Source organism: Pontibacillus yanchengensis (assembly GCF_009856295.1).
In the GTDB taxonomy this organism is placed as follows: Bacteria; Bacillota; Bacilli; order Bacillales; family BH030062; genus Pontibacillus; species Pontibacillus yanchengensis_A.
The window spans coordinates 214,064-229,427 of the sequence record NZ_WMEU01000005.1 but is presented as its reverse complement, the minus strand read 5'-3'; the positions used below and the strand labels follow the sequence as shown (position 1 = coordinate 229,427).

15 protein-coding genes are annotated in these 15,364 nt (G+C 40.8%); 6 read left to right on the top strand and 9 right to left on the bottom strand.

What is annotated here, in order from left to right; genetic code table 11:
- The first annotated feature begins 218 nt into the window (after window positions 1–218).
- The 6 genes from GLW08_RS15790 (at window position 219) to GLW08_RS15765 (ending at window position 7,216) form a co-directional block, all read left to right on the top strand.
- Complete coding sequence (locus GLW08_RS15790; RefSeq protein WP_160849612.1) at window positions 219–1,244, top strand: ABC transporter ATP-binding protein; 1,026 nt, start codon at window positions 219–221, stop codon at window positions 1,242–1,244.
- The gene (locus GLW08_RS15785; RefSeq protein WP_160849611.1) at window positions 1,219–2,208 is read left to right on the top strand and encodes an ABC transporter ATP-binding protein; all 990 of its coding nucleotides are present in this window, start codon (window positions 1,219–1,221) and stop codon (window positions 2,206–2,208) included. Before GLW08_RS15790 ends, GLW08_RS15785 begins: the two co-directional genes overlap by 26 nt.
- 32 nt (window positions 2,209–2,240) lie before the next feature.
- On the top strand, window positions 2,241–3,914 hold the full coding sequence (locus GLW08_RS15780; RefSeq protein ID WP_160849610.1) for an ABC transporter substrate-binding protein: 1,674 nt from the start codon (window positions 2,241–2,243) through the stop codon (window positions 3,912–3,914).
- Window positions 3,915–3,980: 66 nt separating this feature from the next.
- Window positions 3,981–4,985, top strand: coding sequence for an ABC transporter permease (locus GLW08_RS15775; RefSeq protein ID WP_160849609.1), 1,005 nt, complete (start codon window positions 3,981–3,983; stop codon window positions 4,983–4,985).
- 18 nt (window positions 4,986–5,003) lie between these two features.
- On the top strand, window positions 5,004–5,900 hold the full coding sequence (nikC, locus tag GLW08_RS15770; RefSeq protein WP_160849608.1) for a nickel transporter permease: 897 nt from the start codon (window positions 5,004–5,006) through the stop codon (window positions 5,898–5,900).
- A 410-nt stretch (window positions 5,901–6,310) separates the two neighbouring features.
- The gene (locus GLW08_RS15765) at window positions 6,311–7,216 is read left to right on the top strand and encodes a pseudouridine-5'-phosphate glycosidase (protein ID WP_160849607.1); all 906 of its coding nucleotides are present in this window, start codon (window positions 6,311–6,313) and stop codon (window positions 7,214–7,216) included.
- A gap of 411 nt (window positions 7,217–7,627) precedes the next feature.
- Here the strand turns inward: GLW08_RS15765 and GLW08_RS15760 are convergent, their stop codons facing one another.
- From GLW08_RS15760 to trpE, 9 genes are all read right to left on the bottom strand, one after another.
- The gene (locus GLW08_RS15760) at window positions 7,628–7,957 is read right to left on the bottom strand and encodes a DUF3139 domain-containing protein (protein WP_160849606.1); all 330 of its coding nucleotides are present in this window, start codon (window positions 7,955–7,957) and stop codon (window positions 7,628–7,630) included.
- A gap of 109 nt (window positions 7,958–8,066) precedes the next feature.
- On the bottom strand, window positions 8,067–8,396 hold the full coding sequence (locus GLW08_RS15755; protein WP_160849605.1) for a hypothetical protein: 330 nt from the start codon (window positions 8,394–8,396) through the stop codon (window positions 8,067–8,069).
- A gap of 173 nt (window positions 8,397–8,569) precedes the next feature.
- Window positions 8,570–9,163, bottom strand: a complete 594-nt coding sequence (locus tag GLW08_RS15750; RefSeq protein ID WP_160849604.1) for an anthranilate synthase component II — start codon at window positions 9,161–9,163, stop codon at window positions 8,570–8,572.
- 26 nt (window positions 9,164–9,189) lie between these two features.
- Window positions 9,190–10,005, bottom strand: a complete 816-nt coding sequence (trpA, locus tag GLW08_RS15745; RefSeq protein WP_237458470.1) for a tryptophan synthase subunit alpha — start codon at window positions 10,003–10,005, stop codon at window positions 9,190–9,192.
- Window positions 9,995–11,200: a tryptophan synthase subunit beta gene (trpB, locus tag GLW08_RS15740; RefSeq protein WP_160849603.1), complete on the bottom strand. Its 1,206-nt coding sequence runs from the start codon at window positions 11,198–11,200 to the stop codon at window positions 9,995–9,997. The genes trpA and trpB overlap by 11 nt, the downstream gene beginning before the upstream one ends.
- Entirely contained in the window at window positions 11,181–11,837 is a 657-nt protein-coding gene (locus tag GLW08_RS15735; RefSeq protein ID WP_160849602.1) for a phosphoribosylanthranilate isomerase, read from the bottom strand. Before GLW08_RS15735 ends, trpB begins: the two co-directional genes overlap by 20 nt.
- A complete protein-coding gene (gene trpC / locus GLW08_RS15730) occupies window positions 11,818–12,594 on the bottom strand; it encodes an indole-3-glycerol phosphate synthase TrpC (RefSeq protein WP_160849601.1) in 777 nt (258 codons plus the stop codon). The genes GLW08_RS15735 and trpC overlap by 20 nt, the downstream gene beginning before the upstream one ends.
- Window positions 12,587–13,612, bottom strand: coding sequence for an anthranilate phosphoribosyltransferase (gene trpD, locus GLW08_RS15725; RefSeq protein WP_160849600.1), 1,026 nt, complete (start codon window positions 13,610–13,612; stop codon window positions 12,587–12,589). The genes trpC and trpD overlap by 8 nt, the downstream gene beginning before the upstream one ends.
- Window positions 13,605–15,131: an anthranilate synthase component I gene (gene trpE / locus GLW08_RS15720; RefSeq protein ID WP_160849599.1), complete on the bottom strand. Its 1,527-nt coding sequence runs from the start codon at window positions 15,129–15,131 to the stop codon at window positions 13,605–13,607. Before trpE ends, trpD begins: the two co-directional genes overlap by 8 nt.
- Window positions 15,132–15,364: the final 233 nt, after the last annotated feature.

Sequence of the window (15,364 nt, the reverse complement as noted above, 5' to 3'; positions counted from 1 at the left end):
ATATTTATGAGGTATCTATTACTCCTCATAGATTAGAGTATGCGACGTTGTCCGACTTTGACTGTCAACAATCCCCAAATTTCCCTTCATTCCTATAATCGTCTTAGAGAATTCCATTGGTGTCCCTTCCCTTTTAACAATCTTTCTATGAATATCGCCCTACTCGTCCGAATAGATTGAGTAATACGTTTACTAGTTTTTTCGAGAGAGGTGAGCATATGTCTGATTCACATTCCCATCCGGTCTTAGACATAAAAGGGCTTAGGACATCCTTTTATACTGATGATGGTGAAATTCCAGCTGTCGATCATATAGACGTTCACATTCACAAAGGTGAAATACTCGGCATTGTAGGAGAATCTGGGTGTGGGAAAAGTGTTACTTCCCTTTCTATCATGGGACTCATCCCTTCCCCACCTGGACGTATTATCGGTGGAAACATTCTATTTAATGGGGAGAATTTACTTGATGCTTCTGAAAAACGAATGCGGTCGATTCGTGGAAATGAAATAGCGATGATTTTTCAAGAGCCTATGACCTCTTTGAACCCGTTATTCAAGATTGGCAATCAACTCATTGAAGCGCTTCGCACTCACCGAAAATGGAGCCAAGCGAAATACAAAGAACGAGCAATTGAAATGCTAAACCTTGTAGGCCTCCCACGTGCTGAAGATTTGTTAAATGCCTATCCTCACCAATTATCCGGTGGTATGCGTCAGCGTGTGATGATTGCCATGGCGATGATTTGTGATCCCAAACTATTAATTGCAGATGAACCAACGACAGCCTTGGATGTCACTATTCAAAAACAAATCCTGAGATTAATGAAGAAGTTAAATAAGACAATGAACACTTCCATTATGCTCATTACACACGATTTAGGTGTCGTTGCGGAAGTGTGTGATCGCATTGCCGTTATGTACGCTGGAAAGATTGTCGAACAGAGTGATGTAAAAACCATTTTCTCTGATCCGAAACATCCTTATACAAAAGGACTGTTAGCTTCCGTACCTGATATCCGTTCAAAAACGAGCCGTTTGTTCTCCATTCCAGGTAATGTGCCAAAACCAGGTTCCATTAAAAAGGGATGCCGTTTCGCAGAACGTTGTCAGTATGCAATGGATCATTGTTTTGAAAAGGACCCTGATTTGTATTCCTTTAACGATGGCGAGCATCAGGTGCGCTGTTTTCTATATGAAAAAGAAGGTGAGTCTGCTCATGAATCCACCATTACTACAAGTTAATCAACTAAAAAAGTACTTTCCAATCACCGGTGGCATATTAGCCAGAAAAATTGGTGAAGTGAAAGCTGTAGATGACGTATCGTTTTCCGTGAATCAAGGGGAAACACTAGGGTTAGTCGGCGAAAGTGGCTGCGGCAAATCCACAACAGGAAGAGTGTTATTACGACTTCTTGAAGCGACGGAGGGGGAAGTATTGTTTGAAGGTCACTCCATTACCAAACTCTCTTCCAAGCAGATGAAAAAATTGCGCAAGGAAATGCAGCTTATTTTCCAAGATCCCTACGCTTCTCTAAATCCACGCCACACTGTTGAAAAAATTCTAGAAGAACCGTTAATAGTTCATGGCATAAAAAATAAACAAGAACGAAAGGAACGAATTCAAGATATGCTTTCGGTTGTCGGACTTGCCTCCTATCATGCTTCTCGTTATCCCCATCAGTTCAGTGGTGGCCAGCGGCAACGAATTGGAATCGCTCGTGCATTGATGACACATCCAAAATTAATCATCGCCGATGAACCCGTCTCTGCTTTAGATGTATCGATTCAATCTCAAGTATTGAATTTACTGAAAGATTTACAACACAAGTTCGACTTAACGTATATTTTCATTGCACACGATTTAGGGGTTGTTCGTCATATTAGTGATCGTGTTGGCGTAATGTATTTAGGGAGGTTGGTCGAGCTAACCGCTAGTGATGCGTTATATAGAGAACCACTTCATCCCTATACGAAATCCCTACTCTCTTCCGTACCTATCCCGGATCCAAACCTACCATTAAATGATGATGAATTGCTAACAGGAGAGATGCCCAGCCCTTCTAATCCACCTGAAGGATGTGCATTCCATACTCGTTGCAAAGAATGCATGGACATTTGTAAGACGACTCGACCGAGCTTTAAGGAAATCAAACCAGATCATTATGTTGCTTGTCATCTATACAACGATGACAAAGCTCATTCATGATATATTTACACATTTCAAGGGGGAATTGATACATGACAAAACGCTTTGGATTACTCGCTTTACTCTTTTTGCTTCTCCTTTCCGTTGCTGTAGTCGGATGTAGTGACAAGTCCGAGGAAGATCAAGAGGAGACAACTACAGAAAACTCAGAAGACCAAACAGAGGATACCAATGAAGAAGAGATGAACACAGATAACAGCGATGATACTTCTATGAAGGACACGTTAATCTATGCTCGTGGTGGAGACTCCACAGCTCTTGATCCAATCACGACTACGGAGGGCGAGACATTTCGTGTGACAGAGAATATTTTTGAAACACTTTTGAATTATGAAGACACGAATACACAACTTGTGCCAGGATTAGCGAAAGAATGGACCGTTTCTGATGATGGATTAACGTACACATTCACATTAGAGGAAGGCGTCATGTTCCATGATGGGACTGATTTTAATGCTGATGCCGTTGTATTCAACTTTGAACGCTGGATGAATGGAGATTCGGAGCAGTTCCCGTATTATACAATGTTTGGTGGCTTCAAAGGTGATGAAGGCCACGTTATTAAAGAGGTAAAAGCGGTGGATGAGTTTACAGTAGAATTTTCCTTAAATCGCCCACAAGCACCATTCTTAAAAAATCTAGCGATGACACCATTTGGTATGGCGAGTCCCGATGCTGTTGAAAAACACGGGGATAAATTCACAGAAAATCCGGTAGGTACTGGACCATTCCAGTTTACGGAATGGAAACGAAACGAACGCATCGTTTTGGAGAAGAATGCAAACTATCGGAAAGAAGGTCTTCCAAAGCTAAACAAAGTTATTTATACCGTTATCCCTGAAAACTCTGCTCGCTTAAATGCACTAATGACAGGTGAGGTCGATTTAATTGATGGAGTTAATCCTTCTGATGTAGAACGTATCGAATCGGATCCGAATCTACAAATCATGGAACGCCCATCCATGAACGTTGGCTATATGGCGTTTACGATGAATCGCGATACCCCGATGGCTGCCGAGCAAAAAGTACGTCAGGCTCTAAGTCATGCAGTACCTAAAGAGCAAATTATTGAAGCTTTTTATGGTGGATTGGCAGAACCAGCTAAAACAGTAATGCCTCCTAGTATCGAAGGCTACAATGATGATATTGAAGACTATGAATATGATGTGGAGAAAGCCAAATCCCTTCTTGCTGAAGCAGGCTTTGAAGATGGTTTTGAATTCGACCTATGGTATATGCCAGTTCCGCGTCCATATATTCCAGAAGGGCAGAAAATTGCCGAAGTTCTCCAGCAAAGCTTCGCTGAAATTGGCGTGACGGCTAACTTACAAACAGCTGACTGGGGCACGTATCTAGAAAAAGCAAGTAAAGGTGACTTTGACGCCTTCCTACTTGGATGGACAGGTGACAATGGTGATCCTGATAATTTCATTTACACGCTTTTAGATAAAGACAGCATTGGTAGCAACAACTATGCGTATTACTCCAACGACGAATTACACGAGGTATTGATTGAAGCACAAACCATCACAGACCAAGACAAACGTAATGAACTATACAAACAAGCTCAAGAAATGGTTCATGCTGATGCTCCTTGGATTCCATTAGTACACTCAACACCTGTTGTAGCTGCCAAGAAAGAAGTTAACGGCTACATTCCGCACCCTACCGGATCAGAAGCTGTGACCAACGTAGAATTTAAGTAGGTTCCTCAGGGGACTGTCCCCTTGTTCCGGGCAGTCCCCTTCATTTTATATAAGGAGGTGTAAGGATTGTTTGCTTATACCATACGTCGTCTCTTTATGTTAATTCCCGTCCTGATTGGGATGAGTATTCTCGTCTTCTCCATCATTTATTTAATTCCTGGTAATCCTGCACAAATTATATTGGGGCAGCGTGCAACAGTCGAGGCCATAGCACAAGTCGAACAACAGCTCGGACTCGATCAACCTTGGTACATCCAGTATTTTGATTATGTTGGTGGGCTTTTACAAGGTGATTTAGGTACGTCTATTAAAACAAAAGTTCCGATTAGTGATGAGATTTATCCCTATCTGGCAGCCACTATGGAATTAACCATTGTAGCGATAATTATTGCGATTGTGGTTGGTGTAAATGCTGGTATTATCAGTGCATGGCTTCATAATTCTTGGTTTGATTATATCGCAATGATTTTTGCTTTGATTGGTGTTTCGATGCCAATTTTTTGGTTGGGATTAATGGAACAGTACATCTTTTCTGTACAGCTTGAGTGGCTACCTTCCACTGGTCGATATGATGCTTCAACTGTCATCACCCCCATCACCCACTTGTATTTGGTGGACACTTTACTTCAAGGAAACATTGCTCACTTCTGGGATGTAAGTAAGCATTTAATCTTACCTGGTCTAGCTCTCGCCACCATTCCTATGGCAATCATTGCACGAATCACTCGTTCTTCTATGCTTGAAGTGATGCGATCTGATTTTATTCGAACAGCTCGCGCTAAAGGTTTGAATAACTTTTGGGTCGTGTACAAGCACTCGCTTAAAAATGCTGTCATCCCTGTATTAACCGTCATCGGACTTCAAACAGGCTTACTACTTGGTGGAGCGATATTAACAGAAACCATTTTTGGTTGGCCTGGTATTGGTCGATATATCTATGACGCCATCAATTATCGAGATTACCCGGTGATACAGTCGGGCATCCTGCTCGTTGCAACCATTTTTGTGATGATTAACTTGATTGTCGATTTGCTCTACGCAGCTATCGACCCTCGTATTACGTATAATTAACGGATTGGAGGAGATATAATGGCACAATCTTCACCTGCGAAAGTGAATGATAATTCTGTTGTAAAAGAAAGAGCCTCCTCTCCGTGGCGTGATGCGTGGAGGAACTTTTCCAAAAATAAGGTCGCTATTATGGGACTAGTTATTGTGTTGTTCTTTATTCTTCTTGCGATCATAGCGCCGTTAATCATGCCTTACGATTATGCCAAAACCAATTTAATCGATCGACTACAAGGACCATCCGCTGAGCATTGGTTAGGAACGGATGATTTTGGAAGAGATATCCTTTCCCGCATTATCTATGGAGCTCGTATTTCCCTTTGGGTTGGTTTTTCTTGCGTAATTGGGTCTGTCATCGTAGGCTGTACACTGGGCATACTGGCAGGTTATTACGGTAAATGGGTTGATATTGTCATTTCACGTATTTTTGATATCCTTCTAGCATTTCCAAGTATTTTGTTAGCGATTGCTATCGTAGCCATATTAGGCCCTGACTTACAAAATGCCCTGATTGCAATAGCTGTTATCAACGTTCCAAACTTTGGTCGTTTAATTCGATCCAAAGTACTAAGTGTAAAAGAAGAAGAATATATTACCGCAGCTAAATCTGTTGGCATGAACGATTTTAGAATCTTATTTCGACACATCCTACCTAACAGCATGACTCCTATCATTGTACAAGGCACACTAGCCATTGCCACTGCCATTATTGAAGTGGCTGCACTAAGTTTCCTCGGCTTAGGGGCTCAGTCACCTGACGTTGATTGGGGAAAAATGCTTGCCGATTCGAAGCAGTATCTTGTACAGGCTCCATGGACCATGATCTTCCCTGGTTTAGCGATTATGCTTACCGTGTTAGGGTTCAATTTAATGGGCGATGGACTTCGAGATGCACTGGATCCGAAGATGAAACAATAATGGTATGAATAGATAATGTAAATATTGAATAAAGTAAGTAAAGTCGATTAGGGAGTCAGAAATCAGAGGGCTTTTGGATAATGATGTTTCTCCATTCATCACTAAAGAGGTGAAAGGTTATGAAACAATATAAGGTTCGTTTTTATAACGCATGTGTAAAACTAACCAAGAAGTTATCCACCAAAAGAAGCAGTAAGCTACCGAAGTAATACAATCGGTTCTTCCTCTCTAAATCCTTTTAAGATAAAGAAGCACGAAGCTATACATCGACAAGCAACATTTTATACTCGCTTCCCTACAAAGGAGCTTGGAAAACCAAGCTCTTTTTGCAATTTCCAATCACTCTGCCCCTTTTCACCTGACATCATAAGGTGAATCGCTTACAATAAATAGAAAAGGGGGTTACGTGAATGAAAACACTCCAAGTTAGTAACGAAATTCGTGAGGCTATCATAGAACAAAAACCTATTGTTGCACTTGAATCGACGATTATTTCACATGGTTTACCTTATCCAGACAATAAAGAGGTAGCGCTACGTATTCATGACATTGTTCGTGAAGAAGGGGCTGTGCCGGCTACGATTGCTATAATAAATGGCCAACTTAAAGTCGGAATCGATGAAGAGGATATTGAAAGGCTCGCAACCGAGGAAGGAATCGTTAAAACATCACTTCGTGACCTACCCGGTGTGTTAACAAAGCGCCGGACAGGCTCTACGACAGTAGCTACTACGTCTTATGCAGCAAGTCAAGCAGGCATCCGCTTTTTCGCTACAGGTGGTATAGGTGGTGTACATAGAGAATTTCCTAATTCAATGGATGTTTCAAATGATCTAATAACCCTTGCCAACAGTAATATTTGCGTCGTGTCTGCAGGTATTAAATCAATCTTAGACGTCCCAAATACACTTGAGATGTTTGAAACGTTAGGTGTTCCTGTATATGGATACGAAACGACACGTTACCCTGGCTTTTATACGACAGATAGTGGTATTAATGTTGAATCGATTACAAAGGAAGAGGCAGCTTCTTTAATGAGGACAAAAGATCATCTTACGTTAGATCAATCAGTGCATATCGCTGTACCAGTCCCTGAGGAAGCAGCCATTGATCCTGATTGGATGCAATCCATTATCCTTGAAGCCTTAGAGGAAGCAAAAAAGCAACAAATCACAGGAAAAGACATCACACCATTTCTCTTAAAAACGATACACGAAAAGACAAACGGCCAGAGTGTTAAGGCTAATATCGCCCTTATCAAAAATAACGCAAAAATCGCCGCTCAGATTGCCAGCAGTTATTATAATACCAATTAAACAGCGCAGGAGCTAGACATGTAAGGCCAAAAGCGCCTGGTAGCGACGAATATGCTGCTGTCCACACGACGTGGGTTGGTTCGATGTTACTACGTGAAGCGGGCCTACAGGATGTAGGTCAGGTCAATGTTGCTGCACGATGCAGCGATTTTAATCGAACCTCCATCACTCCAGAACTTCACCTGATTCCGTAGAAGATAAAGGAAACACGAAGAACACAAGCTTTCGATGTTGACTTATCGTAAGGTGGTTGCCGGAAGTTTGCTAGTCGCTGGACGCTAGAGCTAGATGTCGCTCCTAAACTGATTAAGTTATACACAAGTCACATTTTATAGTTTCGCTAAACAAAAGCAAAGGATTTGTCCCTGGGCATATGATTGATCAATCATACAACCAGGGCCAAATCCTTCTTCATTCAAGATGTATAAGATTGGTTTGTTCCATATCTTTCGAGAAACCTGTTACGAGCCCATACCCGCTCTGATGGATCTTCCCTTTTATTGATTTATATTGGTACTGAACTTCCGGTTCATCACTAAAGACTACTATGGTTTCTACAGCAAATTCTCTTGATTCTGTAATCAACTCTTTTATGTCAGACTGGTCATAACCACGTTCTTCAACTAAGTAGCCCATAACTTGCTTTTCTAAAATTAGTTCTCGCACCTCTAAAGATCCAAATGTAAAGAGTGGCAATACCATTAAGGTAACTAATAGCCACACCCGTATTTTTTCGCGCACGCATCCCCCTCCTAGAGTTCTAAAGTAATTTTCTTAAGTGTATAAAAAAAGCAAGAATTCAGACACTTTCCTTATTTAGTAGGTATGTACTGCCTTCTTGCCTTTCTCGTTATTTGACACGTAAAATAGATCTTGGATAATCTTCTAAGTGCTTTGCACATCCATGACAAAACTCATAAATAAAGTCTACGTCTACTAGCTTTGAGCTTCCATTTGCAGAACAGAAATAAAACGCTCCGTCTTTACTTTCGATATAATCTCCTGTTCCTACAAATACACCATTTCGAAGTTCAAATAGACAATTTGGTGCGTTTAATTTAAAATCTTTGCGCAATTGTTGGAGCAATGCTTTTGTTTTTAATTCTTGTCTTAAGTTTGCTTTCGAAATGGCTTGTAAGATTGTATGATTGGCTTCTAAATAAGATTTTGTAATAACCATTATAATTCCTCCGTTTTGCTTTATCTAAATCAATACCCCGAAACATAATATTTATAACGTAGTATTATTATACCACGAATTTTCAGAAATTTTTACACTTTTCTATATCCTCTCCCTTGCAGGATTTATATAAAAAAGAGCCCAAAACGCAACCGCGTTTCAGGCTCTTTTTATTATTTTACTGACATAACTTCCCCCACTCGATAATATTCTAGGAAGTTTTTCAATAGTTTTTTCCCATGTGATGTTAAGATAGATTCCGGGTGAAATTGCACACCTTCTATTGCAAAGTCAACATGACGAACTCCCATAATTTCTCCATCTGCTGTTTTCGATGTGATGGTGAGACAATCTGGTATATCCTCTTCGTCGGCAATTAAAGAGTGATATCGACCTACCGTATAAGGAGAAGGAATTTGATTGTAAATGGTTTGGCCATCATGGATAATTTGCGATGTCTTTCCATGAAATAATTCTTTCACTTGAGTAATCTTACCACCAAAAGCTTGGATAATAGATTGATGACCTAAACAAACACCTAAAATAGGAATCCTCCCTGCATACGTTTGGACAATGTCCATACAAACACCTGCTTCGTTTGGTGTACAAGGTCCTGGTGACAAAATAATCGCTTCTGGCTCAAGAAATTCAACCTCATCCACATCTATTTCATCATTTCTTCGTACTGTAACATCATTGTGCATTTCGCCAATGTATTGAACAAGATTATACGTAAAGGAATCATAATTATCAATTATGAGAATCATCCTCAGCTCACCTTCTCTCTTCTATCCTAGTAGTTAAGCAATTGACTAATCTTCCCTTTTACTCGCTGAAGTCCTTCAACTTTTGTTTCTTCTTTAAGAAGAGCTGATTGCTCACCTTCAATAATCTTAATGATTTTACTTCCTACAATGACACCATCAGCATATTCGTGCATGAGCCGAACTTGATCGTTGGTAGAGATTCCAAAACCTACTGCTACAGGTACGGAGCTATGACGCTTCACTTGTTCCAAAAAGGATGAAATATTTGGGTTCATTTCTGCCCTTTCACCTGTTACACCTAATGAAGATACACAATACAAGAAACCACTAGCTTGTTCTGCAATTCTCTTAATACGCTCTTCAGAATTTGGTGCAACCAAGGAAATAAGCTGGATGCCATGAGCCTCTGCATGTTGCTTCAGTTCTTCACTTTCTTCAAGTGGAATATCCGGTACTAATAACCCATCAGCTTCATTTTCTTTAAGTTGTTTTACTAATGTCTCCATCCCATACTGAAGGACAGGATTACAGTACGTGAACAACACAATTGGTATATGAACACCACGTTTTCGCATCTCTGGAATGAGTTGAATCGCTTTTTGAATGGTCATTCCTTGCTCAATTGCTCTAGCCGCAGCTTGTTGAATGGTAGGACCATCAGCTAAAGGATCAGAATATGGAACACCTAGTTCAAGCACGTCCGCTCCACTTTCTTGCAACGTATAGGCTAATTCTATACTAAGGTCAGGGGTTGGATCTCCACTCATGATAAAGGGAATGAACATGTTTTCTGTTTTTGGTAATCGTTGATCAAATGTAGACATTACGGTTTTATTCGCCATGTTCCGCACTCCCTTCAAAGTATTTCATAATGGTACTCATATCTTTATCCCCACGACCAGATACATTAATAACGATGCTTTCACTCGGTTCCATCGTTTCAGCTTCTTTAATCGCTTGGGCTACAGCATGAGCGCTCTCAATCGCTGGGATAATTCCTTCTGTACGGGATAATGTCTTGATTGCTTCAAGGGCTTCATCATCGGTGATGGATTCATAACGTACTTGCTTGGAAGCGTGCAGGTAGGCATGTTCAGGACCGATTCCAGGATAATCTAGTCCTGCTGATATGGAATAAGGTTCTGTGATTTGACCGAATTCATCTTGCAATAAATAAGTCATAGATCCATGTATGATACCAGGTGTTCCTTTTGTTAACGTTGCTGCATGCTCTGGGGATTGAATGCCTCTTCCAGCTGCTTCAATGCCTACAAGCTCCACTCCTGTACCAAGGAATGGATAGAACATGCCAATTGCATTACTACCTCCACCTACACAAGCAAAAATACGATCTGGTAATCCCCCTTTTACATCCTCATATTGAGTCTTGGTTTCGTCGCCAATCACTCGCTGAAAATCACGCACCATTTTTGGATAAGGATGCGGACCTACCACAGAACCAATTAGATAATATTCATCATCACAATGAGCGACCCAATGTCGGATTGCTTCATTGGTAGCATCCTTAAGCGTTTTACTACCTGAGGAAACCGGGATTACTTCAGCACCAAGCAATTTCATACGAAATACGTTTAATTCTTGGCGCTCAATATCCTTTTCTCCCATAAACACCTTACATTCCAAGCCTAATTTAGCAGCGACCGTCGCCGAAGCAACGCCATGCTGTCCGGCTCCCGTTTCGGCAATAATTTTCGTTTTTCCCATTCGTTTCGCTAACAACGCTTGCCCTATCGCATTGTTCAGTTTATGAGCACCTGTATGGTTCAAATCTTCTCGTTTTAAATAGATTTGCGCACCACCCAAGGATTCCGTTAGCTGATTTGCGTAGGTAAATGCAGTTGGGCGACCTCCATACGTTTTCAACTCATGTTGAAAGGCTGCAATAAAATCCTCATCTTGTAATGCTTCTGTTAGAGATGCTTCAATTTCTTGCAAAGGTGCCATTAGTGTTTCCGGTACAAATTTACCTCCGAAATCACCAAATCTTCCTTTTGCATCAGGATATGTTACTGACATGGTTCTTCCCCCTTACAATCGCTTCTATTTTCACGCCATCCTTTTGTCCATTGGTTTCTGTACCACTCGATACATCAATACCATCCGGATTATAGCTGTTTAGCTGTTTTACGTTTTTAGGTGTTATTCCACCCGCAATAAAGCAAGGTACTCCTTGGCGACGCCCTTCTTCTATATAACCAGGCACTGCATTCCAGTCAAATTGCTTACCGCTACCGCCCCAGGCTCCCTTCACATTCGCATCCACCACAAATCCATCTACGACTCCTTGATAGAGACGCATCATTTCAATAGCGTTGTCCGAATGGTGAATAGCCTTCCATACTGGTAAGCCAAACTGTTCTTTTATATGCAAAATTTCAACTACGGTTTCTCTTCCATGAAGTTGAATGATATCAATATCGACTAAATGAAGCGTGGTATCTAATTCATTCATGGTTGGGTTTACGAAAACACCTACAGTTGACTGATCGTCATTCAATGGCGTTTGTTCCAACCATGAAGCTAAATGCTCCGGTAACACTTGGCGTTTACTCTCCGCAAAAATTACTCCAAGATAAGGTGCTCCTGATGCTTGAGATTTCTGGAAGTCTTCAAGTGATTTGTTCCCACATAATTTAACCATTGGTCCTTTCATGTGCTTCACTCCTCATCATGATGTCAATCTGCTCCATTGGATTTTCGTGCCTCATTAATGCTTCCCCAATGAGCACCGCTTCTGCTCCTGCCCGCTTCACTCGCAAGATATCTTCACGCGTGAATATTCCACTTTCACTAACGAGTAAGCTATTGTCTGGGATATATGAAGCCATTCGTTCGGTTTGGCCTAAACTCGTTTCAAAGGTTGTTAGGTCACGGTTGTTGACACCAACGATAGCTGGTTCAAAATGTTTCAAAATGTTCGCTAAAACCTCTTCACTATGCACCTCTACCAATGCTTCCATCCCTTTTTCCCGAGCCGAATTATATAATTCATGTAGTTTAGAAGCTTCTAACGCTTCTCCAATTAATAAAATTGCATCAGCTCCTATACGTGCGCTTTCCTCAACTTGTTCTTCCTCTATAATAAAATCTTTTCGTAAAATAGGTAGACGAACGTGCTTTTTCACATCGGAAATGTATTGACGATGCCCTTGAAAAAATCGTTGGTCCGTAAGCACGGAAATCGCACTCGCCCCAGCTCTCTCATAAAACGTAGCCGTTTCAACAGGGCGAAAATTCTCTTGAATCACACCTTTGGATGGTGAGGCTTTTTTTATTTCTGCAATTAATCCAACAGGAAAATGGCTATTTTTTAGTGCCTGGTATAATGAGCGTTTTTCTATGCCTTCATATGGTGGAAGTTCTAGTGTGTCTAGCTCCTGACGTTTGTGTTGTAGAATTTGATCAAGCATGACGTACCCTCTCTTCCTGTTGGCATAACTCATTGTAATAATGTAAAACCTGTCCGTCGTTTAGCGCTTGTTGAACCATCTCTACTCCTTGTTGCATGGAGTCAGCTTCCCCTGCAATATATAATCCTGCAGCTGCGTTCAAAACGACGATATTTGTGGCACTACTATTGGCTTCCCCACGGAAAATATGTTGAATCAACTTAGCGCTTTGTTCACTATTTTCAACTTGAATGTCCGATAACGTACCAGTTGGGATTCCAACATCCTCAGGTAAAAATCTAGAACGAGTGATTTCGCCATTTTTTAGTTCGACCATATCGGTAGGACCTGTGATGGACATTTCGTCTAACCCATTTTCTCCTGTGACTAGCAGGACATGTTTTGAGCCCAGATATTTTAATGTTTGAGCAAGCTTTTCCGCTAAAGATGTATCAAAAATACCAATCATTTGATGTTTAGAATTAGCTGGATTCGATAAAGGTCCGAGTAAATTAAATACCGTTCGAAATCCAAGTGATTTTCTTGCTGGTACTGCATGCTTCATCGCTTGATGATAAAGGGGTGCATATAAAAAGGTCATTCCCTTTTCCTTCAACATATAAGCAGCATGCTCTGGTGTTGTATCTACAGGAACACCTAATAACTCAAGCACATCGGCACTACCGCTAGAAGAGGATACCTTTCGGTTACCGTGTTTTGCGACTTTTACTTGAAAAGAAGCTAGCACTATCGCTACTGCAGTAGAAATGTTAAAGGTGGATAACCCATCTCCGCCAGTTCCGCACGTATCAATGATAACTTCTTCACCATGTTGAATGGTCTTCATATGTTGGCGCATCCCTTTGGTAAAACCAAGTAATTCTTGCACCGTTTCACCTCGGAAGCGTAATAAGGAAAGTAAACTGGTGAGTTGATCTGTTTGAATATTCCCCTTCATAATCTGATCCATCACCTCAAAGGCCTCGGCCTCTGATAACGTTTCTTTTTGAACTAAACGATCTAATACAGGCTTAAGCATAGTGGGTTTCCTCCTTCACCTTGGATTGGTCTCTAAATAGGTGTTCAGCAGTCTCGATAGTTTGTAGTAAAGCACTTGCCTTATTCACTGTCTCCTGCCACTCTTTCTCAGGATCAGAATCTGCGACGACACCTGCTCCAGCTTGCACATATGCTGTTTGATCTTTAAGTAGAATGGTACGTATAGCGATACAAGAATCCAAGTTTCCATCAAAACCAAAGTACACGACACCACCACCATATAGGTTTCTAGCTGTAGGTTCTAACTCTTGAAGGATTTCCATTGCCCGTATTTTAGGAGCACCAGATAACGTCCCTGCCGGAAAAGCTGCTTCAAACGCTTCGATAGGATGAACCCCTTCTTGAAGCTCTCCTGTCACCTTACTAATCATGTGCATCACCCGAGAAAAACGAGTCACTTCAGAAAGAACAGGCACTTGTACCGTACCAAATGAAGCTACACGACCAACATCGTTTCTAGCCAGGTCTACAAGCATGAAGTGTTCTGCCTTTTCCTTCTCATCCTGACTCATCTCTTGAGCTAACGCTTCGTCTTCTTCAGGTGTAGCGCCTCTTTTTCGTGTGCCAGCTATAGGGTGAATTTCAATTTGATTATTTGCCACTTGAATGAGTCGTTCAGGGGAACTACCAATTACCTCATAATCTTCATATGATAAATAAAACATATAAGGGGATGGATTCAGATGACGTAAAACTCGATATAACTGAAATCCATCTGTTGTAATCTTCTTAGAAAATCGTTGGGAAAGGACGGATTGAAAAATGTCTCCTGCACGAATATATTCTTTAATTTTCTCTACATCGCGTTTGTAGTCTTCTTTCTCATAATTCGTAACGACATCATCTAAATGCACTTCATTAGATTGATGAAACGGAATCATAAAATCAGATCGTTGTTGCTTTTGTAATTGCTCTAACAGATGATGAATGCTATCTACAGCTTCTTGATAAAGTACTTTTCGTTCTGACTCATCATCTTCTTCGTTGACCCTAGCGTACCGAATAATATTCATCGTATCTTTTTGATGATCATATGCAATTAATGTACGACAAAAGTGAAACTGATAATGAGGAAGGTGTAAATCATTATTGTCATGCTTTGGGACCCTTTCCATATCAGAAATAGCATCATAGGAAACAAACCCTACACCACCACCCTGAAATGGTAATGGCACATCAGGTAACAATACATTTAATTTCTCAAACGTCTGTTGGAACGCCTCTTGCAAATTCTCTACCTGTCTCTTCATTTGAGTATCTTTATCTTCAACGATAATGTGATCTTTTTCTTCATAAATGGTTAAAAACGGATGTAAGCCAATAAAGGAATATCGGGACCAATTGGAGGTATGGTCGCCACTTTCTAGTAAATAGACCGCTTCTTCGCGCAAGCGCTCATACATTTGTATTGGGGTTAACGTATCACTGTAACATTGATACGTAATCGGAATCGTCTGATAGGTGTACGACTCCTGTATAAATTGTGGAAAATCTTTCATGGTTTCTCACCTCTCCATTTTTTATGGAGAATGAGTAGGTTGAGGTTTTACAGATGTGGAAATAAACCCCTGGCGTTAGGGGCATTAAAATTTAATAAACCTTCACTCTGCTTGTATGCTCTTCTCCTACCTCAACTCAGCTGTCTCATTCTCATCTCAACTATTCTCATCTACTTACCTAGAGCCTACAGATTGTAGGTCAGTCCGACATTTACGTTCTCTAACGAAAATCG

What these genes read in the sequence shown, in the direction of transcription:
- GLW08_RS15735 (WP_160849602.1), bottom strand. Translation starts at nt 11,837, where the DNA reads ATGAAAGGACCAATGGTTAAATTATGTGGGAACAAATCACTTGAAGAC.
- GLW08_RS15780 (WP_160849610.1), top strand. Translation starts at nt 2,241, where the DNA reads ATGACAAAACGCTTTGGATTACTCGCTTTACTCTTTTTGCTTCTCCTT.
- GLW08_RS15750 (WP_160849604.1), bottom strand. Translation starts at nt 9,163, where the DNA reads ATGATTCTCATAATTGATAATTATGATTCCTTTACGTATAATCTTGTT.
- GLW08_RS15755 (WP_160849605.1), bottom strand. Translation starts at nt 8,396, where the DNA reads ATGGTTATTACAAAATCTTATTTAGAAGCCAATCATACAATCTTACAA.
- nikC (WP_160849608.1), top strand. Translation starts at nt 5,004, where the DNA reads ATGGCACAATCTTCACCTGCGAAAGTGAATGATAATTCTGTTGTAAAA.
- GLW08_RS15785 (WP_160849611.1), top strand. Translation starts at nt 1,219, where the DNA reads ATGAATCCACCATTACTACAAGTTAATCAACTAAAAAAGTACTTTCCA.
- GLW08_RS15790 (WP_160849612.1), top strand. Translation starts at nt 219, where the DNA reads ATGTCTGATTCACATTCCCATCCGGTCTTAGACATAAAAGGGCTTAGG.
- GLW08_RS15765 (WP_160849607.1), top strand. Translation starts at nt 6,311, where the DNA reads ATGAAAACACTCCAAGTTAGTAACGAAATTCGTGAGGCTATCATAGAA.
- trpD (WP_160849600.1), bottom strand. Translation starts at nt 13,612, where the DNA reads ATGCTTAAGCCTGTATTAGATCGTTTAGTTCAAAAAGAAACGTTATCA.
- trpA (WP_237458470.1), bottom strand. Translation starts at nt 10,005, where the DNA reads ATGGCGAATAAAACCGTAATGTCTACATTTGATCAACGATTACCAAAA.
- trpC (WP_160849601.1), bottom strand. Translation starts at nt 12,594, where the DNA reads ATGCTTGATCAAATTCTACAACACAAACGTCAGGAGCTAGACACACTA.
- trpE (WP_160849599.1), bottom strand. Translation starts at nt 15,131, where the DNA reads ATGAAAGATTTTCCACAATTTATACAGGAGTCGTACACCTATCAGACG.
- trpB (WP_160849603.1), bottom strand. Translation starts at nt 11,200, where the DNA reads ATGTCAGTAACATATCCTGATGCAAAAGGAAGATTTGGTGATTTCGGA.